Origin of the sequence: Magnetospirillum sp. WYHS-4 (assembly GCA_039908345.1) — a bacterium.
GTDB lineage: Bacteria > Pseudomonadota > Alphaproteobacteria > Rhodospirillales > GLO-3 > JAMOBD01.
Map to the genome: position 1 here is coordinate 22121 of JAMOBD010000019.1, position 22185 is coordinate 44305.

The 22185-nt window shown below is 65.3% G+C and carries 26 protein-coding genes; 20 read left to right on the top strand and 6 right to left on the bottom strand.

Annotation, left to right across the window (positions count from 1 at the left end; genetic code table 11):
• The first annotated feature begins 22 nt into the window (after positions 1 to 22).
• The 16 genes from tusB to H7841_07680 all read left to right on the top strand — a co-directional run bounded on the left by tusB (position 23) and on the right by H7841_07680 (position 12772).
• Complete coding sequence (gene tusB, locus H7841_07605; protein ID MEO5336741.1) at positions 23 to 325, top strand: sulfurtransferase complex subunit TusB; 303 nt, start codon at positions 23 to 25, stop codon at positions 323 to 325.
• A 76-nt stretch (positions 326 to 401) separates the two neighbouring features.
• Entirely contained in the window at positions 402 to 734 is a 333-nt protein-coding gene (locus H7841_07610; protein ID MEO5336742.1) for a TusE/DsrC/DsvC family sulfur relay protein, read from the top strand.
• Positions 735 to 813: 79 nt separating this feature from the next.
• Positions 814 to 1554: a respiratory nitrate reductase subunit gamma gene (locus tag H7841_07615; protein ID MEO5336743.1), complete on the top strand. Its 741-nt coding sequence runs from the start codon at positions 814 to 816 to the stop codon at positions 1552 to 1554.
• A 51-nt stretch (positions 1555 to 1605) separates the two neighbouring features.
• Positions 1606 to 3102, top strand: coding sequence for a (Fe-S)-binding protein (locus H7841_07620; protein MEO5336744.1), 1497 nt, complete (start codon positions 1606 to 1608; stop codon positions 3100 to 3102).
• 112 nt (positions 3103 to 3214) lie between these two features.
• On the top strand, positions 3215 to 5161 hold the full coding sequence (locus H7841_07625) for an NAD(P)-binding protein (GenBank protein ID MEO5336745.1): 1947 nt from the start codon (positions 3215 to 3217) through the stop codon (positions 5159 to 5161).
• Between the two features lie 7 nt (positions 5162 to 5168).
• Positions 5169 to 5585: an Hdr-like menaquinol oxidoreductase cytochrome c subunit gene (locus tag H7841_07630; protein ID MEO5336746.1), complete on the top strand. Its 417-nt coding sequence runs from the start codon at positions 5169 to 5171 to the stop codon at positions 5583 to 5585.
• Positions 5582 to 6352 carry a 4Fe-4S dicluster domain-containing protein gene (locus tag H7841_07635; GenBank protein ID MEO5336747.1) on the top strand — a complete coding sequence of 257 codons (771 nt, stop codon included), beginning with the start codon at positions 5582 to 5584 and terminating at the stop codon, positions 6350 to 6352. The genes H7841_07630 and H7841_07635 overlap by 4 nt, the downstream gene beginning before the upstream one ends.
• 20 nt (positions 6353 to 6372) lie before the next feature.
• Positions 6373 to 7635 carry a polysulfide reductase NrfD gene (gene nrfD, locus H7841_07640; protein ID MEO5336748.1) on the top strand — a complete coding sequence of 421 codons (1263 nt, stop codon included), beginning with the start codon at positions 6373 to 6375 and terminating at the stop codon, positions 7633 to 7635.
• Between the two features lie 73 nt (positions 7636 to 7708).
• The gene (locus tag H7841_07645; GenBank protein ID MEO5336749.1) at positions 7709 to 8707 is read left to right on the top strand and encodes a glycosyl transferase family protein; all 999 of its coding nucleotides are present in this window, start codon (positions 7709 to 7711) and stop codon (positions 8705 to 8707) included.
• Positions 8708 to 8717: 10 nt separating this feature from the next.
• The gene (locus H7841_07650; GenBank protein MEO5336750.1) at positions 8718 to 10133 is read left to right on the top strand and encodes a cobyrinate a,c-diamide synthase; all 1416 of its coding nucleotides are present in this window, start codon (positions 8718 to 8720) and stop codon (positions 10131 to 10133) included.
• Positions 10130 to 10897, top strand: a complete 768-nt coding sequence (gene cobA, locus H7841_07655) for a uroporphyrinogen-III C-methyltransferase (GenBank protein ID MEO5336751.1) — start codon at positions 10130 to 10132, stop codon at positions 10895 to 10897. Before H7841_07650 ends, cobA begins: the two co-directional genes overlap by 4 nt.
• Positions 10890 to 11705 carry a hypothetical protein gene (locus tag H7841_07660; protein ID MEO5336752.1) on the top strand — a complete coding sequence of 272 codons (816 nt, stop codon included), beginning with the start codon at positions 10890 to 10892 and terminating at the stop codon, positions 11703 to 11705. Before cobA ends, H7841_07660 begins: the two co-directional genes overlap by 8 nt.
• A gap of 59 nt (positions 11706 to 11764) precedes the next feature.
• Complete coding sequence (locus H7841_07665) at positions 11765 to 12040, top strand: BrnT family toxin (GenBank protein ID MEO5336753.1); 276 nt, start codon at positions 11765 to 11767, stop codon at positions 12038 to 12040.
• The gene (locus H7841_07670) at positions 12000 to 12290 is read left to right on the top strand and encodes a helix-turn-helix domain-containing protein (protein MEO5336754.1); all 291 of its coding nucleotides are present in this window, start codon (positions 12000 to 12002) and stop codon (positions 12288 to 12290) included. The genes H7841_07665 and H7841_07670 overlap by 41 nt, the downstream gene beginning before the upstream one ends.
• A 33-nt stretch (positions 12291 to 12323) precedes the next feature.
• The gene (locus H7841_07675; protein MEO5336755.1) at positions 12324 to 12479 is read left to right on the top strand and encodes a hypothetical protein; all 156 of its coding nucleotides are present in this window, start codon (positions 12324 to 12326) and stop codon (positions 12477 to 12479) included.
• Between the two features lie 71 nt (positions 12480 to 12550).
• Positions 12551 to 12772, top strand: a complete 222-nt coding sequence (locus H7841_07680) for a hypothetical protein (protein MEO5336756.1) — start codon at positions 12551 to 12553, stop codon at positions 12770 to 12772.
• Here H7841_07680 and H7841_07685 read toward each other — a convergent pair.
• Both H7841_07685 and H7841_07690 read right to left on the bottom strand, forming a co-directional pair.
• Positions 12732 to 14084 carry a hypothetical protein gene (locus tag H7841_07685; protein ID MEO5336757.1) on the bottom strand — a complete coding sequence of 451 codons (1353 nt, stop codon included), beginning with the start codon at positions 14082 to 14084 and terminating at the stop codon, positions 12732 to 12734. The two genes, H7841_07680 and H7841_07685, sit on opposite strands and share 41 nt — an antisense overlap.
• Positions 14081 to 15091, bottom strand: a complete 1011-nt coding sequence (locus H7841_07690) for a glycosyltransferase family 2 protein (GenBank protein MEO5336758.1) — start codon at positions 15089 to 15091, stop codon at positions 14081 to 14083. Before H7841_07690 ends, H7841_07685 begins: the two co-directional genes overlap by 4 nt.
• A 111-nt stretch (positions 15092 to 15202) precedes the next feature.
• Between H7841_07690 and H7841_07695 the strand changes: the two genes are divergently transcribed.
• Complete coding sequence (locus H7841_07695; protein MEO5336759.1) at positions 15203 to 16051, top strand: ChbG/HpnK family deacetylase; 849 nt, start codon at positions 15203 to 15205, stop codon at positions 16049 to 16051.
• A gap of 17 nt (positions 16052 to 16068) precedes the next feature.
• Here H7841_07695 and H7841_07700 read toward each other — a convergent pair whose 3' ends face one another.
• From H7841_07700 to H7841_07715, 4 genes are all read right to left on the bottom strand, one after another.
• A complete protein-coding gene (locus H7841_07700) occupies positions 16069 to 17499 on the bottom strand; it encodes a hypothetical protein (GenBank protein MEO5336760.1) in 1431 nt (476 codons plus the stop codon).
• Positions 17492 to 18784: an AAA family ATPase gene (locus tag H7841_07705; GenBank protein MEO5336761.1), complete on the bottom strand. Its 1293-nt coding sequence runs from the start codon at positions 18782 to 18784 to the stop codon at positions 17492 to 17494. The genes H7841_07700 and H7841_07705 overlap by 8 nt, the downstream gene beginning before the upstream one ends.
• On the bottom strand, positions 18781 to 19137 hold the full coding sequence (locus H7841_07710) for a hypothetical protein (GenBank protein ID MEO5336762.1): 357 nt from the start codon (positions 19135 to 19137) through the stop codon (positions 18781 to 18783). Before H7841_07710 ends, H7841_07705 begins: the two co-directional genes overlap by 4 nt.
• Before the next feature lie 140 nt (positions 19138 to 19277).
• Positions 19278 to 19472, bottom strand: coding sequence for a hypothetical protein (locus tag H7841_07715; GenBank protein ID MEO5336763.1), 195 nt, complete (start codon positions 19470 to 19472; stop codon positions 19278 to 19280).
• A 166-nt stretch (positions 19473 to 19638) separates the two neighbouring features.
• Here H7841_07715 and H7841_07720 point away from each other — a divergent pair, with 166 nt between their 5' ends.
• From H7841_07720 to soxZ, 3 genes are all read left to right on the top strand, one after another.
• Positions 19639 to 20739 (top strand): YeeE/YedE family protein, encoded by a 1101-nt coding sequence (locus tag H7841_07720; protein ID MEO5336764.1) that lies wholly within the window; start codon positions 19639 to 19641, stop codon positions 20737 to 20739.
• Positions 20740 to 21023: 284 nt separating this feature from the next.
• Positions 21024 to 21506: a thiosulfate oxidation carrier protein SoxY gene (soxY, locus tag H7841_07725; protein ID MEO5336765.1), complete on the top strand. Its 483-nt coding sequence runs from the start codon at positions 21024 to 21026 to the stop codon at positions 21504 to 21506.
• Positions 21507 to 21518: 12 nt separating this feature from the next.
• Entirely contained in the window at positions 21519 to 21845 is a 327-nt protein-coding gene (gene soxZ / locus H7841_07730; GenBank protein ID MEO5336766.1) for a thiosulfate oxidation carrier complex protein SoxZ, read from the top strand.
• Positions 21846 to 22185: the final 340 nt, after the last annotated feature.

A 22185-nucleotide genomic window follows, 5' to 3' on the forward strand; every position in this document is an offset into this window, starting at 1 on the left:
CGACGACGGAGGGATGTGAACCATGCTGAACACCATCAACAAGTCGCCGTTCGAGCGCGCCTCGCTCGACAGCTTCCTGCGCACCGCCCCCAAGGGCACGCCGGTGCTGTTTCTCGAAGACGGCGTCTATGCGGTCACCAAGAACACTTCGCTGGCCGCCGCCATGGCCGCCATCGCGAAGGATCACGCGATCTACGCCTTAGGGCCGGACCTCAAGGCCCGGGCCATTGGCGACGACCGCGTCCTGGAAGGCGTCACTGTGGTCGATTACGGGGGATTCGTCGACCTGGTCGTCGAGCACGGCACGGTCCAGTCCTGGCTGTGACCAGACGATAAGCGACGGGTTAGTGCCATCAGTTACCCGCGCAAGCGGGTGGATCGAAGGAAAAGGAGTTACAAATATGGCTTACGAAGTGAATGGCCAGACCATCGAGCACGACGAAGAGGGCTATATCCTCGATATCGGCAAGTGGTCGAAGGAACTGGGCGAGATCATCGCCAAGGAAGAAGACGTCAAGCTGACGGACGAGCATTGGGAAGTTATCAACTTCCTGCGCGAATATTACGACGAATACCAGATCGCGCCGGCCATCCGCGTCCTGGTCAAGGCCATCAAGAAGAAGTTCGGTCCCGAAAAGGGCAGCAACAAGTACCTGTACGAGCTTTTCCCGTACGGTCCCGCCAAGCAGGCTTGCAAGATCGCCGGCCTGCCCAAGCCGACCGGTTGCATCTAAGTTCGTCGGATCCGGGACGGGGGACCGGCAGGGTCCCCCCAACCCGTGAACAGCCCAGGACGAGAAGGACGAGAGCGCCATGTCGACGCTGACGGTAGTGTTTGCCCTATTGTTCTACGTTGCGACCGTGATTCTGGTCGGTGGTTTGGCGTTCAAGATCGCCCAATACTGGAAGACGCCCGCGCCGCTCAAGATTCCCACCACGCCCGCCCCCCTGACCCAGGGCGGCGCCGCCCTGCGGGTGATGCGCGAGGTCCTGCTGTTCGAAAGCCTGTTCAACTCCAACAAGTGGATATGGCTGCTGGGCGCCCTGTTCCATGCCTCGCTGGCTCTGGTCGTGATGCGTCACCTGCGCTATTTCCAGGAGCCCGTGTGGTTCTGGGTGCACTTGGTTCAGCCTTTCGGCGCCTACGGCGGTTTCGCCATGGTGGTTGGCCTGTTCGGCCTCTGGTACCGCCGCATCGGCATCGAGCGCATCCGCTACATCTCCAATCCCTCGGACCATCTGATGCTGCTTCTGCTGGTCGGCATTGGGTTCAGCGGGCTGATGATGCGCTTCGTGGCTCGCACCGACATCATTTCCGTCAAGGCCTTCTTCCTGGGCCTGATGCGGTTCGACTGGCGTCCGCTGCCCGACGACCCGTTCCTGATCATTCATCTGACCCTGGTGGCGCTGCTGATGGTGGTGTTTCCCTTCAGCAAGCTTCTCCACGCGCCGGGCGTCTTCTTCAGCCCGACCCGCAACCAAGCCGACGATGCCCGCGAACGCCGTCACGTGGCGCCCTGGGCGGCGTCCAAGGATGCCGAACGCCCAGCCTGAGACTCTGGAACCTGGATAGACTTTATTCTTCCTGCGACGTAGGAGCTGACCGTGGCCAAGTCCGATTTCGAAGTCCCGGAACTCACCAAGTCGATCGAGTTGCCCAGCCTGAAGCCGGGCGCCATGGCCCACTTGAAATCCTTCGTCGCCCAGCCGGCTCACCAGGAGCCGCTCGGCTTTCCCGGAGAACTCGTCGACAATTGGGAGCAGAAGGCGGTCGACAAGCTGCGCGAGCTGTTGGGCAAGTTCCGGTCCCTCCAGGTCTATCTGGATGCCTGCGTGCGTTGCGGCGCTTGTACCGACAAATGCCACTACTTCCTGGGTACCGGCGATCCGATGAACATGCCGGTCGCCCGCCAGGACCTGCTGCGTTCGGTCTATCGCAAGTACTTCACCCCGGCCGGCAAGATCGCCCCCACCCTGGTCGGCGCCAAGCCGATGAACAAGCAGATGCTGGACGACTGGTATACCTATTTCCACCAGTGTTCGCAGTGTCGCCGTTGTTCCGTGTTTTGCCCCTACGGCATCGACACGGCTGAAATTTCCATGGCTGCCCGCGAGATCATGGACCATATCGGCCACGGCCAGAAGTACACCAACGAAATCATCGGCAAGGTCCACAAGATCGGCAACAACCTGGGCCTGCCGGGTCCGGCTCTCGCATCGACCCTGGAAGGGCTGGAAGAGGACGTGCTGGAGGAGACGGGCGCCGACGTCAAGTTCCCCATCGACGTCGAAGGCGCCGATATCCTGCTGGTCACGCCCTCGGCCGACTTCTTCGCCGAGCCCCATACCCAGAGCTTGATCGGCTACGCCAAGGTTTTCCACCAGGCCGGCATGTCCTGGACGCTTTCCACCCACGCCACCGAGGCGGCCAACTTCGCCATGTTCATCGGGTCCTACGACCAGATGCACAAGATCGCCAACCGCATCCGCAAGGCGGCCCGGGACCTGGGCGTCAAGCGCATCGTGTTCGGCGAATGCGGCCATGCCTGGCGTGTCGCCTACAGTTTCCTCAACACTTTGGCCGGCCCCTGGGATTTCCTCGATCCGAAGTATCCGGTGCCGCAGCATATCTGCGAGGTCACCTACGACCTGATCAAGCGCGGCGCGTTGACGCTGGACAAGAGCGCCAACGACCACATGACGTTGACCTATCACGATTCCTGCAACGTCGCCCGGGGTTCGCGCATGGGCGATATGCCGGGCGGGCAGATGATGATCCCGCGCGAGGTCATCAAGGCGGTCTGCGGCAAGTACGTCGACATGGACCCTAATACCATCGGCGAAAAGACCTTCTGCTGCGGCGGTGGCGGCGGCCTGCTCACCGACGACCTGATGGAACTGCGCGTCAAGGGCGCCATGCCCCGCATGCAGGCCCTGAATGCGGTGAAGGAGAGCGAGGGCGTGACCCACATGGCCTCCATCTGCGCCATCTGCAAGGCCCAGTTCACCAAGATCCTGCCGTACTACGAATTCGACATGGAGGCGGTGGTCGGCGTTCACCAGTTGGTCAGCAACGCCATCGTGCTCGGTACCAAGGAGTAGTTCGTTCAGGCAAAGCCCCGGCGGGCACGGCGCCGCCGGGGCCATGGACAAGACGGCCGTAACCAGAGAAGGGCCCACCTTCCGGTATCGCAATGTCCAACGGGAAGAACGGATGGCTGTCATGAACGAGTCGGCATTTACATACAGGCGCTTCAGGAACGGCGAGAGCCCCAACGATACGGACTGGACCTCGGAACAGGTCACGTCCGGCGAATCCCTGCGTTGCCCGACCTACCTCCTTCGCACGCCTCCCTGCCAGGCGACCTGTCCGTCGGGGCACGATGTGCGCGGCTGGCTGAACATCGTGCGGGGGCTCGACAAGCCCACCGACAAGAATATGTCCTGGCAGGAATACGCCTTCCGGCGCATGACGAAGGCGAATCCCTTTCCCGCGCTGATGGGCCGCGTTTGCCCGGCGCCTTGCGAAGGCAAGTGCAATCGCAACAATGTGGAAGACCACGTCGGCATCAATTCCATCGAGCACTACATCGGCAACTGGGCGCTGGAGCACGGCCTCAAGTTCGCCAAGCCGGCGGTCGAGACCGGGCGCCGCGTCGCCGTGGTCGGCGGCGGCCCTGCCGGCCTGTCGGCCGCCTACCAATTGCGGCTGAAGGGGCATGCGGTCACGCTGTTCGAAAGCAAGGCAAAGCTCGGCGGCATGCTCCAGTACGGCCTGTCCACCCATCGCTGCCCGCGCGAGGTGGTGGACGCCGAAATCGCCCGCATCCTCGAACTGGGCATCGCGGTGCGCACCAACACCCGGGTCGGCACCGACGTTTCCATCGCCGACCTGGAACGGGACTTCGATGCCGTGTTCTGGGGGATCGGTGCCTGGAAGGGCAAGCCGCTGGCCAATCCCGGCTTCAAGGAAAGCCCCAACTGCGTCGACGGCATCACCTTCATCCAGGCGGCCAACGAGGGCCGGCTCAAATACCTGGCGGGTCGCGTTCTGATTATCGGCGGCGGCGACACCGCCATGGACTGCGCCGCCGTGGCCCGCCGCCTGGGGTGCGCCAAGACCGTTCCTGCCGGCCAGCGGCCGGAAGACGTGATCGCCGGCATGGCGGTCCATGCCGAAACCCCTGCCGATCTCGGCCCCTCCGACGTGGTGATCGTCTACCGGCGTCCCATCGCCATGGCCCCGGCGGGCCAGGAGGAGATCGCCTGCGTCCGCGAGGAGGGCGTGGAAATCCGGGATGCCCTGGCGCCCGTCGAGGTGGTCCGCGGGGCCGATGGCCGCGCGACGGCGCTACGTGTCATCGCCACCGACTGGAGCACCGGCAAGATGGTCGAGAAGCCGGGCACCGAGCAGGATATCGAATGCTCGCTGATCGTGGCCGCCACCGGCCAGGGGTCGGACTTCGCCGGCATCGAGGCCATCGACACCAGCGGCAAGGGGTGGACCGAGGCGGACCTCGTCTATCGGGTCAAGGGCCGCAAGAGCCATTTCGCCGGCGGCGACATGGTCAATCCGGAATTGCTGACCACCGCCATCGGACACGGTTGGAAGGCCGCGGACGCCATCGACCACTACCTGAACGGCATCGAGCGCGACAAGCCGCCACGCGTCCAGGTCAAGACCTTCGACCTGCTGGACCAGTTGACCCGTGCCGGTCTCGGGCCCTCCGACTACGACCATGCCCAGACCTGGGGTACCGACGGGGCCCGCTTCGCGGTGCACAACATCGAGGATCGCGCGTCTTCCAACATCGTTCCGGTCGAGGACCTGTTTCTCGGCTACTTCAAGACCAAATCGCGCCACCTGCGCCGCCACCGGCACGTCGACGCCGCTTCGATCGTCGGCGACCACCGGGAGCGCCTGCAGGCCCTCACCGAGGAGGATGCGGTGGCCGAGGCGGATCGCTGCATGAGCTGCGGCCTTTGCCTCGAGTGCGACACCTGCATGATCTACTGTCCGCAAACGGCGGTGTCGCGCGTCAAGAGCTCGGAAAAGACCATGGGACGCTACGTGACGACGGACTACGCCAAGTGCGTGGGTTGCGAGATATGCGTGGACGTCTGCCCGACCGGCTACATTCAGATGGGACTTGGGGAGTGATAGCGCCATGAGGCGGAGTTTCAGGTTCATTGCCATCCTTGCGGCGGCCCTGGCGGCCGCGGTGCTCGTCGCTTCCCTGCCGGCCATGGCCGGCGAGGGCCGCGTGCCCATGCCGGAACTGTGGAAGGGCAAGGGTGACAAGTGCCTGGAACCCACGGACGTCATGCGCCGCTACCATATGAACTACCTCAAGCACCAGCGCGAGGACACGCTGTATCGCGGTATCCGCGGCACGAAGTACAGCATGAAGACCTGCATCGAATGCCATGCGGTTGCCGATCCCAACAACAAGGTCGACCAGAGCCGTAGCGTCGAGCACTTCTGCTACCAGTGCCACCAGTACGCCGCGGTCTGGATCGACTGCTTCGAATGTCATGCCCACAAGCTGCCCGACGAAAACGCCCAGGGGGGCGCCGCGAAATGACCGACACCCTTGATCGAGCCAAGGAGCCGGAGATGGACTTCGATGTTGCACGCCGCCGTTTCCTTTCGGGAGGTGCCGCCCTCGGCACTCTGGCGCTCGCGCCCGGAGTGACCCTGTTCGCCTTCCCGGCCGAGGCCAAGCCGGCCCACGAGGCCACCAGCGGCAGTGTCCGCTGGGGCCTGCTGGTCGACATCACCAAGTGCGAACCCGAATGCAATACCTGCGTCAAGGCCTGCAAGGCCGAGAACGGCTGGCACGGCTTCGACCGGCCGAAGACCGACGTGCAGTGGATCCGCAAGGTCAACGTCCGCGACCCCAAGTCCGGCCGCAAGTTCTCGCTGCCCATCATGTGCCAGCATTGCACTGCCCCGACCTGCGTGGACGTCTGCCCGACCGGCGCCTCGTTCAAGCGTGTGGATGGCGTGGTCCTGGTCGACAAGCACCTGTGCATCGGCTGCCGCTATTGCATGATGGCCTGCCCCTACAAGGCGCGGTCCTTCGTGCACGAAGCCATCGACGACCAGAAGCCCCACGCTCCGCGCGGCAAGGGCACGGTCGATGCCTGCACGCTCTGCGTCCACCGCATCGACCAGGGCCGTATCCCGGCCTGTGCCGAGGCCTGCCTGAAGGACGGCCATGGCGCCATTCTGTTCGGCGACCTCAACGACCCGACGAGCGAGATCCACAAGCGCGTGGCCACCATCGCCACCACCCAAATCCGGGCGGACCTGGGCCTCGACCCCGGCGTCCGCTACCACGGCATCTGACCCAGGGAGCCCGACCTGCCATGGCGAAGGAAATCGCATTCCGCGAGATCGAAGGAAAGAGCGTCGGATATTACGTTCTTTTCGGCTTGTTCGGCCTGCTCGTCCTGGGGGCGCTGGCCGCCTCCTGGTACATGGAACACCAGGGCCATTGGGTGACCGGAATGAGCAACCAGGTCGTCTGGGGCGTGCCGCACGTATTCGCCGTCTTTCTCATCGTCGCGGCCTCCGGAGCGCTGAACGTGGCTTCCATTTCCTCGGTCTTCGAGGTGAAGGACTACAAGCCGCTCGCCCCCTTGTCCGCCCTGCTGTCCATCGCGCTGCTGACCGGCGGCTTGGCGGTACTGGTACTCGATCTGGGGCGGCCGGACCGTCTGGTCGTCGCCATGACCAGCTACAACTTCAAATCAATATTCGCCTGGAACATCTACCTCTATACCGGGTTCTTCGCGGTGGTCGGCATCTACACGTGGGTGATGATGGACGAACGCTTCGTCCAGTACAAAACCCTGGCCGGCTTCTTCGCCATGCTCTGGCGCATCATCCTGACCACGGGTACCGGCTCCATCTTCGGCTTTCTGGTCGCCCGCCAGGCTTACGACGAGGCGCTCTATCCGCCGATGTTCATCATCATGTCCTTCGCCTATGGTCTGGCCATCTACCTGCTGGTCATCATGGCCGTCTACCACGGTACCGGGCGCCCTCTGGGCGACTATCTGGTTTGCCGCATGCGCAACCTGCTGAAGGTCTTCGTCGGCGCGGTGCTGTATTTCACCATCGTCCAGCACCTGACCAACCTCTACGCCACCGAACACCACGGCGTGGAAAAGTTCATCTTGCTGGATGGCGGGCCCTGCACGGCTCTGTTCTGGATCGGCCAGATCCTGATCGGCGGCTTGGCGCCGCTGGCCATCCTGTTCAGCAAGCAAACCACCTCGCGCCGCTGGACCGCCATCGCCGCGTCGATGATCGTCTTCGGCGGCATCTGCCAAGTCTACGTGATCATCATTGGCGGCCAGACCTATCCGTTGGTGCTGTTCCCGGGCATGGAGGTCTCCAGCACCTTCTACGACGGCGTCATCTTCCGCTATCTCAACAGCTTCCCCGAACTGGCCCTGGGCCTGGGCGGAATCGGCTTGGTGTTCGCCATCGTCATGCTCGCGGTGCGGGTTCTGCCTTTCCTGCCGCTCAGCCTGGAAGACCAGTATATCGATCCCGACTACGTGGCCCGCAAGAAGGCCACCGGCGAGGGGATCACGCAAAAATGTGGTGCTCCGGTTTCCTGAGCCCTGTATCTTTCCGGCCCGGCCGCGTCCTGGCGGCAGGTTCGAGGGGGGTAGAGGGTAAGGAAGCCAAGGAATGACTGAAGAACACCCGTTCGCCCAATATGTCCGGATCATCGGCAAGGGGCCGCACCTGTCGCGGCCCTTGACCGAAGAAGAGATGGCGGATGCCGCCCGCATGATCATGAGCGGTCGCGTCGAGCCCGTGCAACTCGGCGCTTTTCTTTGCCTGCTGCGGGTGCGCACCGAGGAACCCGAGGAAGGCGCCGGGTTCACCCGTGCCGTGCGCGAGTTCTTCGACGTCCCCGCCGACAAGCCCCCCGTCGATCTGGACTGGCCCACCTATGCCGGCAAGGCCCGCCAGCTTCCCTGGTTCATCCTGTCGGCGCTGCTGTTGGCCAAGGGCGGCGTCCGCGTCCTGATGCACGGCACCGAAGGTCACACCGCCGGCCGCATCTATGCCCGTGAGGCCCTCGAATTCCTGGGCGTGCCGGTGGCCGGATCGCTGAAGGAAGCGGCCGACCACATCCGCCGCCACAACTTCGGTTTCGTGTCCCTGAGGGACTTCTCGCCGCGCCTGCAGGAGATCATGGACCTCAAGCCCATCCTGGGTCTGCGCTCGCCGGTCAATACCTTCGCCCGCATGCTTAATCCCATGGGCGCGCCCTATCAGGTGCACGGCACCTTCCATCCCGCCTACCGCGACATCCACCGCGAATCCGCCCGCCTGCTGGGCCAGCCCCACATGGCGGTGTTCAAGGGCGATGGCGGCGAGGTCGAACGCCGGCCCACCAAGCCGGTCGAGGTGATGGCGCTGCACGGCGGCGAGGCCGTCGAGGAGGAATGGTCCGCCATTCTGCCCGAGGATACCGAGGCCCCCGAAGGCGGACTCGATCCGGCCCGCCTTGCCGCCTTGTGGCGTGGCGATTTCTCCGATGCCTATGCCGAGGCCACCGTCTACGGGACTGCGGCCATCGTCCTTCGGGTCATGGGCAAGGCCGACAGCCCGGCTGCCGCCCTGGTGGCCGCCAAGCGACTCTGGGAGGGCCGCGACCGCGGTCGCATCGTCGGCTAGGGGGGGTGCCGTGGCCCATGTCCTGATCTCGGCCGCCCACAAGTCCTCCGGCAAGACGACGGTGACCGTCGGCCTCTGCCGGGCGTTGGGACGCCGGGGCCTCAAGGTCCAGCCGTTCAAGAAGGGGCCCGACTACATCGATCCCATGTGGCTGGGCATGGCCGCCGGCCGGCCCTGCCACAACCTCGACTTCTACACCATGACCCGGCCGGAGATCCTGGCCACCTTCTCGCGCCAGGCCTGGGGGGCCGACCTATCCCTGGTCGAAGGCAACAAGGGTCTCTACGATGGCCTCGACCTGGAAGGCAGCAACAGCAATGCCGCCTTGGCGGCCCTGCTGGGGGCGCCGGTAGTGTTGGTCATCGACGCCCGCGGCATGACCCGCGGCATCGCGCCCCTGATCCTCGGCTACCAAGCCTTCGATCCCGGCGTGAACATCGCCGGCGTCATCCTCAACAAGATCGGCGGCAGCCGCCACGAAACCAAGCTACGGGCAATCATCGAACACTACACGGACGTTCCGGTCCTGGGCGCCGTCCACCACGATTCGGACCTGGAAATCGCCGAGCGTCACTTGGGCTTGGTGCCCAGCAACGAATCCGGCGATGCCCGCAGCCAGGTGGAGCGCCTTGCCGACACCGTGGCGCGCCAAGTCGACCTGGACCGCCTGCTGGAAGTCGCCCGCCGGGCGGTGCCTCTCACCGCCGCTCCGGTACCGCGCCCGGCCCCCTCCCAGCCCGAGGTCAGGATCGGCATCGCCCGCGATTCCGCCTTCGGCTTCTACTATCCGGGAGACCTGGAGGCACTGGAGGCCGCCGGAGCCCGCCTGGTGCCCTTCGATACCATGACCGCCCCCGGTCTGCCCGAGGTGGATGGGCTGTTCATCGGCGGCGGTTTTCCGGAAACCCACATGGCGGCGCTGGAAGCGAACGTGCCGTTGCGCGAGGCCATCCGGGCCGCCATCGCGGGCGGCCTGCCCACCTATGCCGAGTGCGGGGGCCTGATGTATCTGGCGCGCAGCCTGACCTGGCAGGGGGTGACTTGCGAGATGGCGGGCGCCATTCCCGGTGACGTGGTCATGCACAAGGCGCCCCAGGGGCGGGGCTACGTGCGGCTGAAGGAGACCGGCGCCAATCCCTGGCCGGCCCTGGGCGCCGGGGCAGGGGGGGCGGGCACCGTCATCCCGGCGCACGAATTCCATTACTCCAGCCTGGAAAACCTTGAAGGCGATCCCATCTTCGCTTACGAGGTGCTGCGCGGCACCGGCATCGACGGCCGTCACGACGGCCTGGTGCTGGGCAACCTGCTGGCCAGCTACGCCCATCTGCGCCATGTGGAGGGCAATCGCTGGGCGCAGCGCTTCGTGGCCTTCGTGCGTGCCGCCCGGGACCGGGCGCGCGCCGGAAAAGACAGGAGAGCCGGGTGAGCAAAGCAGCCACCGTCCATATCGTCGGCGCCGGTCCTGGAGATCCGGAACTGCTGACCCTGAAGGCCAGGCGCCTGATCGCCGAGGCCGAGGCGGTGGTCTACGACCTGCTGGTCTCCCAACCCATCTTGGACCTGATCCCGGCCGGGACGACGCGCATCTTCGCCGGCAAGGCGGCCCGCAACCACCATATGCCGCAGGGCGAGATCAACGACCTGCTGGTCAGCTTGGCCCGCGCCGGGCGTCAGGTGGTGCGGCTCAAGGGCGGCGATCCCTTCGTCTTCGGGCGCGGCAGCGAGGAGGCGGCGCACTTGGCGGCTCACGGCGTCCCCTTCGAAATCGTTCCCGGCATCACCGCGTCCCAGGGCTGTTCGGCTTACGCGGGCATTCCCTTGACCCACCGGGGGCTGGCCCAAGGCGTCCACTTCGTCACCGGCCATTGCCAGGAAGGGCGCGAACTGGAATTGAACTGGCGGAGCCTGGCCGACCCCGACACCACCCTGGTGATCTACATGGGGCTGACCAACCTGCAGCGCATCGTCGACGAGTTGCTGACCGCTGGCCTGCCGGCCGCCACGCCGGCCGCCGCCATCCGCAACGGCACCATGCCGGAACAGGAAACCCTGCTCACCACCTTGGGCGGCCTGCCCGACTGCGTGAAGAAGGCGGGCCTGAAGTCGCCCACCCTGCTGGTCATCGGCAAGGTGACGGCCCTGGCCCGCGACCTGGGCTGGCGCGGCAAGCCCCGGGAGTGCGATGGCTGACCGTCCGGTGGCCCTGGTGATCGTGGGGCACGGCTCCGCCAAGGCGCCCGACAGCAGCCGTCCGACCCGCGAGCATGCGGAAACCCTGCGCCGTCTTGGCCGGTTCGCCGAGGTTCACGTCGCCTTCTGGAAGGAGGAACCCTTCCTCAAGGACATCCTCGCCCGGGTGGTGTCACCCGAGGTGCGCATCGTGCCCAACCTGGCCTGCAAGGGCTATATTACCAGCGAGGTGATCCCGCGCGAGATGGGGCTGGCGGGGCCGGTCACCGAACGGGACGGCAAGCGGATCGTGCTCTGCGATCCCGTCGGCACGCATCCGCGCCTCGCCGAAGCCGTCGCCGCCTGCCTGCGCGCCCTGGCGGAAGGGGAAGGCCTGGCGGCCTCCGAACTCTGCCTGATCCTGGTCGGCCACGGCAGCGGTCGCAATCCGGAATCGGCGATCCAGACGCGGGCGGTGGCGGAACGCCTGGCGGCCACCGGCCTGGCCGCGGAGGTGCGTAGCGCCTTCCTGGAACAGGAGCCCCACATCCGGGATTGGGCCCGCCTGACCGCCGCCCCGGCGGTGGCGGTGATGCCCTTCATGATTTCCAACGGCCTGCACGGGGCGGAAGACATTCCCGCTTTCCTGGGCCTCGATCCCGGCTCTCCCGAGTTGCGCCGGCTGGCCGCCGCCGGCACCCCCGCCGGCCCCTATCGCCTCCCCGGCCGCCGCCTTTGGTACCTGCGCGCCATCGGCCACGACCCTGCGGTGACGGAGATCATCGCGGAATTGGCGGGAGCCAAGTTGCCCGGGACAAATGTCATTTAGCCAATTTCGCAATCCTAATTCCGATTGTGTCATGTGCGGCATTGCCGTATAATGCGGCCATGCGGATCGCTTGTGACCCCGAAAAGGATTCCGGGAACCTGAGCAAGCACGGCGTATCCCTGGCCTTTGGGGCGGAAGTGCTCGCCGACGCCGACAGGTTGGACATTCTGGACGTGCGATTCGACTACGCCGAGAAGCGTTTCGTCACCTACGGCCAAGTCGAGGGGCGCGTCTGGGTCTGTGTGTTCTCCCTGCGCGGCGAGGTCCATCGCATCATCAGCGTGAGGAAGGCCAATGAACGCGAAACACGACGCTACCGGGAAACCCCGCGGTGAACCGGATGCCGATGCGCCGCTTACCGACGACGAGTTCGAACGCGGATACGGGGCGATGCTGGCTCGCCGCGCCCGCGCCGCCACCGGCTTGTCGCAGAACGCCTTCGCCGCCCGCTTCGGCATCCCCGCCGGCAGCTTGCGCGACTGGGAGCAGGGGCGCCGGACTCCGGACGCGGCGGCGCAGAGCTACCTGCGCGTCATCGCCCGGATGCCGGACGTGGTGGCCAAGGCCCTGCACGACGCCGCGTGAGCTTGCGCGGCAATGGCAGGAAGATGCTGCAGGTTGACGCTGGACGAAAAGCGACGGAAATCCATCCGGGCGTTCGAACTTGCGGTGGACATTCCCGCCTTCCTGGGCCTCGATCCCGGCTCTTCCGAGTTGCGCCGGCCGCCCGCCGCCTTTGGTACCTGCGCGCCATCGGCCACGACCCTGCGGTGACGGAGATCATCGCGGAATTGGCGGGCACGGGTTAACGGGATATTTACCTTCCCCGGCTATGTCTAAGGACCATGGGACGCCTCGATCCGCATCCGCATCTGGCCGACGTGGTCCAGTCCGCCGAACTCCTGATCCGGGAACACGGCGGCGATGCCGCCCTGGTGGCCGAAATGCAGGCCGGTGCCCGGCTGCAGGCGGGAGACATGGCCGGATATCGCACATGGAAGCGCATCGAGCTGCTGGTCGACAGCCTCAGTGGCGGTCTGGCTCCGCACGCGCCGCTGCATCCCTGAACCGGGACAGGCCGATCGCCACCACCACCACCGCCACCCAGACGATCCGCCCCTGATAGCGGTGGTTCGGATTCGACAGGGCGCCGCAGATGAAGGCATTGCCCAGCAGGGCCAGCAGCAGAGTCGCGGCCAGGGCGAAGGAAACCCGGTCGCGCCGCCGCCAACTCCAGACGAGCAGCGGAAACAGGGCCAATTGCGCCGCCGCCAGGAAGGGGATGTGGAACCAGTTCATCTCGCGGAAGGAGATGCCCTTTTCCTGCCGGGCGGCCGATACGGCCTTGGCCTCGTTCGGATAGTATTGGCGCATCACGTCGCCCACCATCCAGCGCATGGAGATGATGCCGTCACCGGTCCGGAACATCACCAGTTGTTCCGCCGTCAGGACCGCCAATGCTCTCGCGTGCAGCAGCGGATAGCGGCGGATGCTCTCCCGAATGATGACCTGAGCCTCTCCCTGCAAGCCTTCCCAGCCTCCCAGCTTGTGGATGACCGAGAGGCCGTGCCAGAGAAAGTCGTTGGCCAAAGGCGGCAGGTCGTCCTTGTAGGGGCAGAGCTTGAATTCTTCCGCCCTGGTCGGGCAGACGTCGTCCAGAAACCGCTTGGCGATGCCGTCCTGGACCAGACGGGCCAGCCACAGCATGTGGGTCGGCTGGGCGAGGAAGGGGCGGCCCTGGGTGACCCAATGGGTCGCCACGATGAAGCCCAGGGCCAGGACCACGGTCAGGGCCGGTACCCCCAGGCGGGGCCGGAATTCGGGCCAGCGGCGGCGTAGCGCCAGACGCAGCAGGCCCAGGGACAGGATCAGTCCGACGACCAGCCCGACGTGGGAAGTGTGAACCGCCGTTCCCGCCGTGACCAGCGCGACCAGAAGCAGGCGGCGCCAAGCCGGCAGATCCTCGCGGCCGAAGGCCAGAACCATGAAACCCATCACCACCGGGCCGGTGAACGCGTCCGGCATGAGCTGGCCGGTGAACCAGGGCAGGCCGGTGCAGAGGGTCAGCAACAGGGCGACTTGCGGCACCAGCCACTCGGTCCGGCCGGGAACGAAGGCCTCCAGCGCCTCGTGGAGAACGTAGGCGGTCGCCAGGCATTGGAAGAGAATGACGGCCCACAGGCTGCCGGCCAGCTTGCCCAGGGTGGTGACCACCGCATAGGCCGCCGTGCGATAGGCCGGCAGGTCTTCCCAGTCGAAGGGCAGGTAGATGTAGTCGACGCTGTCGTAGTAGAGCAGCACGTAGCCGTTCCACAGCGCCGCTCCCAGGAACAGCAGGGTCGCCAGCGCGCCCGGCAACAGCCGGGCCGCCGCCGTCATCGGCCTTCCTCCGGTCCCCGGTCCCCGCCGTCCGCGACACCGTAGGTATGGCGGATGATGAAGAGCGGCCGCCCTTTCACCTCGTCGAAGACGCGGCCCAGGTAGTCGCCCAGGATGCCCAGGCTGAGCAATTGCACGCCACCCAGGAACAGCACCGTCACGATGATCGATTCGTAGCCCGGCACGTCGATGCCGAACAACAGCACCCGCAGCAGCCGCACGACGATATAGAGGAAGGCGAAACCGGAGATGATCGCCCCCACCACGCTCCACATCATGAGCGGGAAATTGGAAAAGGCGGTCAGGCCGACGAACGCGAAACGCAACAGGCGCACGAAGCCCCACTTGCTCTCGCCCCCGGCCCGGTCTTCCTGTTGATAGAGGATGCCGGTCTGGCGGAAGCCCACCCAGGCGAAGATGCCTTTCATGAAGCGATTGCGTTCCGGCATGGCGTTGATGGCGTCGACCACCTTGCGGTCCATCAGGCGGAAATCGCCGGCCTCGCGCGGCAAGGGCACGTCGGACAGGCGCTCGAACAGGCCGTAGAAGCCGCGGGCCAGCACGCGATGCAGCGCCCCTTGCCCCTTGCGGCGGTCGCGCACCGCATAAACCACGTCGAAGCCTTCGCGCCACTTGGCCAGCATGTCGGCGATGGCCTCCGGCGGATGCTGCAGGTCGGCGTCCATGGGGACCACCACCCGGCCACGGGCCACCGACAGGCCGGCCGACAAGGCGTTCTCCTTGCCGAAGTTGCGCGACAGGTCGACCACCCGGAGGCGGGGCTCTTCCTTCTGGAGCGCCAGCAGGCGGGCCAGGGTGTCGTCGCGGCTGCCGTCGTTGATGCAGACCGCTTCCCAGGACATCCCCAGGGCGTCGAGGGCGGGGACCAGGCGCTGGAACAGGGCGTCGACGTTGCGGCTTTCGTTGTAGCAGGGGATGACGACGGACATGTCCGGAGGCGGCGATGTCGCCACCGAATCCGTCCCGTTGCGCTCCTCGGTCGACATGGCGCTTCTCGCTCCCCGCTTGACCGCCGCGCGGATCTTGCGTCCGATCGCTGGCAATCCCTGACCAAGGTTATATAGACTTGGTGAGGTTCGGCAAGGCGGATTGAACGGATGTCCCTCGTACCCTTCACCCTCAGTGCGGACGATTACGGCCTGGCGCCCGGCATCGGCTTGGCCATCCGCGACCTGATCTTACGGGAACGCCTGCCGGCCACCGGTTGCATGGTCGGAGGCCCGTTTTGGCCGGAGGAGGCGGCGCGGCTGCGGCCGCTGGCCGGCCGATGCGACGTCGGCCTGCACCTGACCCTGACCGACCAGGCGCCCTGCGGCCCCCTGCCCCGTCTGGCCCCGGACGGCCGCCTCCCCCCCCTGGGAGAATTGCTCAGGCAGGCCCTTCTGCGCCGGCTGGACGTCGCCGAAGTCCGCACCGAGATCGGCCGGCAAGTCGACCGCTTCGAGGAATTTTTCGGCGCCCCGCCGGCTTTCGTCGATGGCCACCACCATGTCCACGTCCTGCCGGGAATCCGCGAGGTCCTGGCCGATGTCTATGAACGCCGCCTGCGCCGCACCGGGACCCGTGTGCGCCGCTGCACCCAGCCTCTTGCGGACATTTTGCGCGTCGGGGTGGCGGTCAGGCGGTCCCTGGTCATCGCCGCCCTGGGCGACGCCTGGACGCGGCGCAGCCTGGCGGCGGGCATGCCCGGCAACCGCCATTTCCGGGGCGTGCGCGACTTCCTGCCTTCGGAATCCTACCCGGACCTGTGCGCCGCCTGGCTGAAGGGCTTGCGGCCCGGCACCCTCGTCATGTGCCATCCGGGCCTGGTGGACGAGGCCTTGCGGGCCGTCGAAACCCTTACCGACAGAAGGGAGGAGGAATACGCCTTCCTGAAAAGCGAGGCGTTCCAGGACCTGCTCGCCCGCAGCGGAACGCGGCCGGTGCGGCTGAGCGAGCTGGAGTGACGCCGTTCGCCCGTTCCTTACCCGCTCCGGGGCTTGACGCCGCCCTTGCGCCCCAAGCGGAACCCAACCCGATAGAGGTCGGGCATGTCGACGCGGCCATCCTTCTTCACGGTCAGGATTCCCAGCCGCACCAAGTCTTCCCGAATGCCGTCCCACCCTCGCGCCAAGTGTTCCGGCGGCAAGCGCTGTTCACTTGTCGGAAGGCCCTGCGGCATACTCTCCTTCCAGCGATTCTCAATAAGAGAATAATCGCAGGGGACGTTCACTCCCCCGAGCGGCGACATTGTATCCTGTACCCACGGATAGTCTTCCGCAACCTCGGCGACACGGATTTGCGATGCCTTCTGGATGCCGCGCTTGATGCTCTCGTAATGGAGGGCCAAGTCATGGCTCCCGTATCTGTCCCTGGAGTCCTCGGCCGCCTGGAAAATCGCCGCCAGGAACGAACGGGGCGAGGTCTGTCCCCGCCCATCGGCCAGATGGCCGACGGACCATACATAGGGAATCCCTCGCCTGCGGTCCCGTCCCATCCAGGGACCGGCCAGCTTTTCGAACAAGGCCCGCAATACAGCGTCCCGCTTGCTTTCCTCCGGCAGCGGATAGAACTCATCCGTGAACCCATCCGTCAAGCGCAGGGGGGCCGAATCGTGAAGCTTACGCAGGATCTCGCCATGTCCATCCGGGGCGTTGATCAACCGCTGCCACAACAGGCCATGCAAGTCGTGCTGTGCCCAGGTCAATTCCGTCTTCGTGGCCAGCAGCTTCGACGCATCCGGGAAATCGGTCACGGTGCGCTCCAGTTGATCTTCCCGCAAGAACACCTTGGCATGCAGGCGAGGGAAGGATTTTAGCCAAAGCGCCGCCCGCAGCACGCCGCGCACCACATCGTCCATGGCGGTCCAGTCGTTGCCGGTACGGTCGAGGGCGTCGAACACGATCAGGCCGAAACGTTCCTTCTCCGCGAAGAGGGCAACCGACCGCTTCATCAAGCGGGCGACTTCTTCGGGACTTTCCTTGATCCAGGCGACTGTTTCCTCCCAGGTACGATGGTTCAAGGGCTCGGAAACCACCCCGGCAAGCCAGCGCACGACCACCGCCCGCCAGATGTCGTAGGGATCGCTGCCGTTACTTCTCATCTGGGCGAAAACGTCGGGGTTCGGGTAGCTGTCGATATCCTCGCCGACGGAAAACCCGATGCGAACGTCGGTCCGATCCAGGTCCGGGACGGCGGCACGCATCGCCTTGCGCAGGTCGGGAGAGCCCAGGGCTGCGGCCCAGAAGGATTTTCCCACCCCCCGCCCACCTTGGATGAGGCTGGATTCGAAGCGCAAGGCCTTGATATGCGACGGCGGAATGTAGAGCGTGGCGGGGCACGGCGCCTTTCCTTCGGCGACGATCTCCAGCGGAGCCGCGATAATGGCCTGGCGAACCGCCGCCGCATCACTCATGACTTTCCCTCCCCAGGAGAACGACATTGCCGATGCCATCGACAAGCGGCCCGAAAACGGCTCTCACCTCCTCTGGGTCCACCGCTTCGAGGCGCGCATGAATGGACCGGAGCGCCGCGAACCCGCGATGCCAGCGGACGCCCCAAGGGAAGTGCGGGGCACCTTCGTCGGTTTCCTCGAAGCTCCATTCCCCCCCGACAGCATCCGCGGGTATTTCCTCGTACAGGTTGTCCGCGAACAGTTCGTAGCCTCGTTCGCGCAGGCCCTCGAAGTACTCCGCAGCGCCCAATTCCGGAATCATCGCGCCCACCAACTGCAATCGCTCGCGGATGGTCTGCGCCACACCCGACCTGAGCCAGTGCTGGAACAGGATGCGGTAGCCCGCCCAGGTTTGTTCGCCATCGATGGCGAACAGCAGAACGAGGGTGGCCCCCAGGCCGGTGACACAACTGGAAGCCACTTCGTCGATGCCTGCCCGCGAGTCGATCAGAATCACGTCAGGGAGCAAACGCGCCTCCAGCCTTTCGACCAGATCCGACAGCCGCTTCGACCAAGGCTTGTGCCCACCTTCATTGTCCACCTTGGGCATCCAGACCCGGCCGAGCTTGGACAGGTATTCGCCCGGTTCCCTGCCATACGCCGGGACAACACGAATCTCGCCGTCATGGGAGATGTCACTGATCGCGAACATGTCTGCGAGCAAGTCGTCGCCGTTGTCCACCAGGTCTTCGACCAGCCAGTCGGCAATGCCGTAGGCCGGGCGGCGGTCCTTCGGCAATAGGGCGGAAGACAGGCCCGGCGATTCCAGGTCGATGTCGAGCACCAGAACGCGCTTGCCCGCCTGCGCCAGGGACCAGGCGCAGGCCGCCAGGGCCGTGGAACGGCCGACGCCTCCCTTGATCGAGAAGAAGACGATGCGGGGCGCCCCTGGCGATACGGGTTCCATGGATGCCCAGTTGCCTTCCATGGCCAGCCGGTCGACCATCCTGACGTTTTCGAAGCCTTCGAGCGGAAAGTTGGCGGCCCCGGAACAAATTACATCCGGATCGTCCTCGTACAGAATGGCCGATTCCGCCGGAAATGCGTGCGAACCAAGCCGTTCGGCAAGATCTTCCGCGATGCTCCGCAAGATATCTTCATGGGAATGGGCGGCACGGCCGACCACAAGCCGGACCTTGCCATTCAGGTCGCGGTTGACGTAGATCGGGCCAATCCGGGAAAGATCGCCGACATGCTTACGCAATACGTCGGCCACCTTCGGCAGGATTTGATCGAAGGTGGTCATATCAATCCTTCCAAAGCGGCCTTCACGACGAGACTGTGCACCTCTCGCGCCCCGGCCCGATGCGCATCGGCACGATTCTGGCCAATACGATTCCGGTTGGCATAGCGTTGCGAGACTTTCCAGTCGGCAAAAGGATTGCTTGGCGGCAGGGCGTAGACTACGCCCCGATGGTGTCCGCAACGGTAGGTCTCGTAGCGGACCCAAATGCCATCGGCATGCTCACGATCCTTCTGGTCGCTTGGCAGGCCGCGGGCGTCGTCGAAGGGCATGCCGAAGGCCAGCATCAAGCTTTTCAACCCACATTCCGCCGCCATGCCGTATAGGTGATCGGCATTGGCGAAGCGTTGCTCCATCAATACACAGTTCGGCGTCGTCCCAATGCCGGTCGTGTGCGTCCCGGAAATCCGGTGGCATGGCCTCAAGCTCCATACGCAAGTTCCTCCCCCGGCATATATGGCACAATGCCTTGAAATCGGGTAGCGGGACGTTTGGGCTACTCGCCGTCCTTGCCCTCGTGGCGGCGGTCGGCATCGTGGCGGCGGTCGCCACTGGAGCGGCGCTTCTTGGGAGTCCGCTTTTCGTAATAGGGCCAGGGCCGATCTTCCGTCCGGCGCTCGCCGGCTTGGCGGAACTCCAACCCGGTACGGCGCGGGGCCTTGCGGTGTTCTTCGCTGTCGTCGGCGGACATGGCGGTCGCCTTTGCGGAACTTGGCGTTGCGATCATTCTAACCTTGCCGCGGTCCGGGCTCCAGGGAGAACTTCGGGAGCCGCTGGAAAGCGCTTCCCCGCCATCCCACTTGCAAGCTATATCTCCGCGTGGGGGATGAAAAACACGCGGACGAGGGAGAGCGTGCATGGAGGAGCTTTCGGCCAAGACCATCGTGGTGCTGGGCGGGTTCGCCGCCGGTATCCTGTTCGGGGCGGTGGCCAACCGAACCAATTTCTGCACCATGGGATCGATCTCGGACATGGTGTTCATGGGCGATCTGGGCCGCTTCCGCGCCTGGATGCTGTCCATCGCCGTGGCCATCCTGGGAACCCAGGCTCTGGACCATTTCGGCATCGTGCAAATGAAGCAGGCGGCCTTCCTGACTCCCAGCCTGGGCTGGCTGGGCGCCATCCTGGGCGGCCTGCTGTTCGGTTTCGGCATGACCATGGCCGGCGGTTGCGCCAACAAGAACCTGGTGCGCATCGGCGGCGGCAACCTGAAGTCCCTGGTGGTCTTCCTGGTGATCGGCGTGGTCGGCTACATGACCATGCGCGGCCTGCTGGGCGCCTTCCGGGTGGCGGTCATCGAGCCCACCAACCTGGACCTAGCCAAGCGCGGTATCGCCAGCCAAGGAATTCCGTCGCTGCTGGCGGCCTTTGGCTTGGCGGAAGGCGTGGCGCGGGGGTTGGCGGTGGTGGCGGTGGCGGGAGGGCTGCTGGTCTTCTGCCTCAAGGACGCCGAGTTCCGCCGTTCGCCCAACAACCTGGCTGCCGGCCTGATCCTGGGTGCCTTGGTCCCGGTCGGCTGGTGGATCACCGGCCGGCTGGGCTTCGACGAATTCGAGCCCATATCCCTGAATTCCTTCACCTTCGTCCGGCCTTCGGGCGACAGCCTGCAATACCTGATGACCTTCACCGGGGCCTCGCTCGATTTCGGCATCGCCACCGTGGGCGGGGTGGTCCTGGGCTCGTTCCTGGTCGCCCTGGCGACCCGGACCTTCGCCATCGAGGCCTTTTCGGATTCCGCCGACACCGTCCGCCATCTGGTGGGGGCCGCCCTGATGGGCTTCGGCGGCGTCGCCGCCATGGGCTGCACGGTCGGCCAGGGCATGTCGGGGATGTCCACTCTGGCCCTGGGGGCGGTGCTGGCCCTGGTTTCCATCGTCCTGGGCGCCGTCTACGGCATGAGATACATGGAAACCGGCAGCTTCGGCGAAGCCCTCAAGGCCCTGCTGGCACGGGAGTAGGCAGGATATCGCGGAATCCGCATACGTCTTGCGTCGCCGGAGATTCATGGATACCTTGAGAGAAGGCGAGGTACGAGACACAAGAACCAACGATACAGGCTGGAAAACCGGCAACGGCCGCCCGCAAGGGCATCCCGAAACGTCCAACCGGAGACACATTCCGGAAGGTGATTGCGCCGCAAGGAGCCTCGCATGCGCGGCGCGGTTGGGAATCGACCGTTGCCAGGGGGCCAACCCGGATCCGCGGGGGGAAACGCAAGCAACCAATAAGAGGACCAACAGGAATGACGAAGGAAGCTAGCAAGAAGGCCTCGTTCGCCAGGCGCGACCTCCTGAAGGCGGCGGGCCTTGGGGCCCTGGCCCTGGCGGGCGGTACCCTGGCGTCGACCCAGGCCATGGCCACCCCGGAAGAGGTGGGCATGCTCATCGACGAGATCACCAAGAACAAGAAGCCGACCGAGGGCAAGATCAATCTGGACGTGCCCGAGATCGCCGAGAACGCCGCCACCGTGCGGACCACGATCACCGTGGACAGCCCGATGACCGCCGACAACCACGTCAAGGCCATCCATGTGTTCGGCGAAGGCAATCCGGCGCCGAACATCGTGTCCTTCAACCTCGGCCCCAGCATTCCGCAGGCCAAGGTGACCACCCGTATCCGCCTGGCTCAGAGCCAGAACGTGGTCGCGGTGGCGGTGATGAGCGACGGTTCGTCCTTCATCGCCAAGAAGGAAGTCAAGGTCACCATCGGCGGCTGCGGCAAGTAAGGAGCCTGAGGAATGTCCGACAATAAACCGCGCATCAGCGTGCCCGCCTCCGCCAAGAAGGGCGAGGTGATCGAAATCAAGACCCTGATCTCCCATCCCATGGAGACCGGGCGCCGCAAGGCCGAGGACGGTTCGGTGATCCCGCGCCTGATCCTCAACAAGTTCATCTGCTCCTTCAACGGCAAGGAGGTGTTCTCGGCCAACATGGACACCTCGGTGTCGGCTGACCCCTATATCGCCTTTCCCTTCAAGGTGACCGAGAGCGGCAAGTTCGAGTTCGTCTGGATCGACGACAAGAACGCCAAGGTGACCGAGACCAAGGCCATCGAGGCCAACTAGCGGCCGATCCCGTTTTTGCGGGAACGATCCGGGGCCGGCGCGCGAGCGCCGGCCCTTTCGCGTGTCGGGCGGGCGGCGTTTCGCGCAAGCCCATCCCACTCGTTTCCCTGCCTCGCCTCATACGAGGGTGATGACGGAGGGGCATGCCGCCGCGGGCGTGATGGGGGCGCTCGCTTTCCTTGGGCTCCTTCAATCGATTCTCCTCGCGAAACGAGCCCCCGCCATGCGGGCGCCGCCCTTGCCCCCTCCCCATGCTGGTGGCAGGATTGGCGCATGCGTATTTGGCTTGCCTCGCTTCTGGTCCTGTTTCTTGCCGCCGGGACGGTTCGGGCCGATCCGG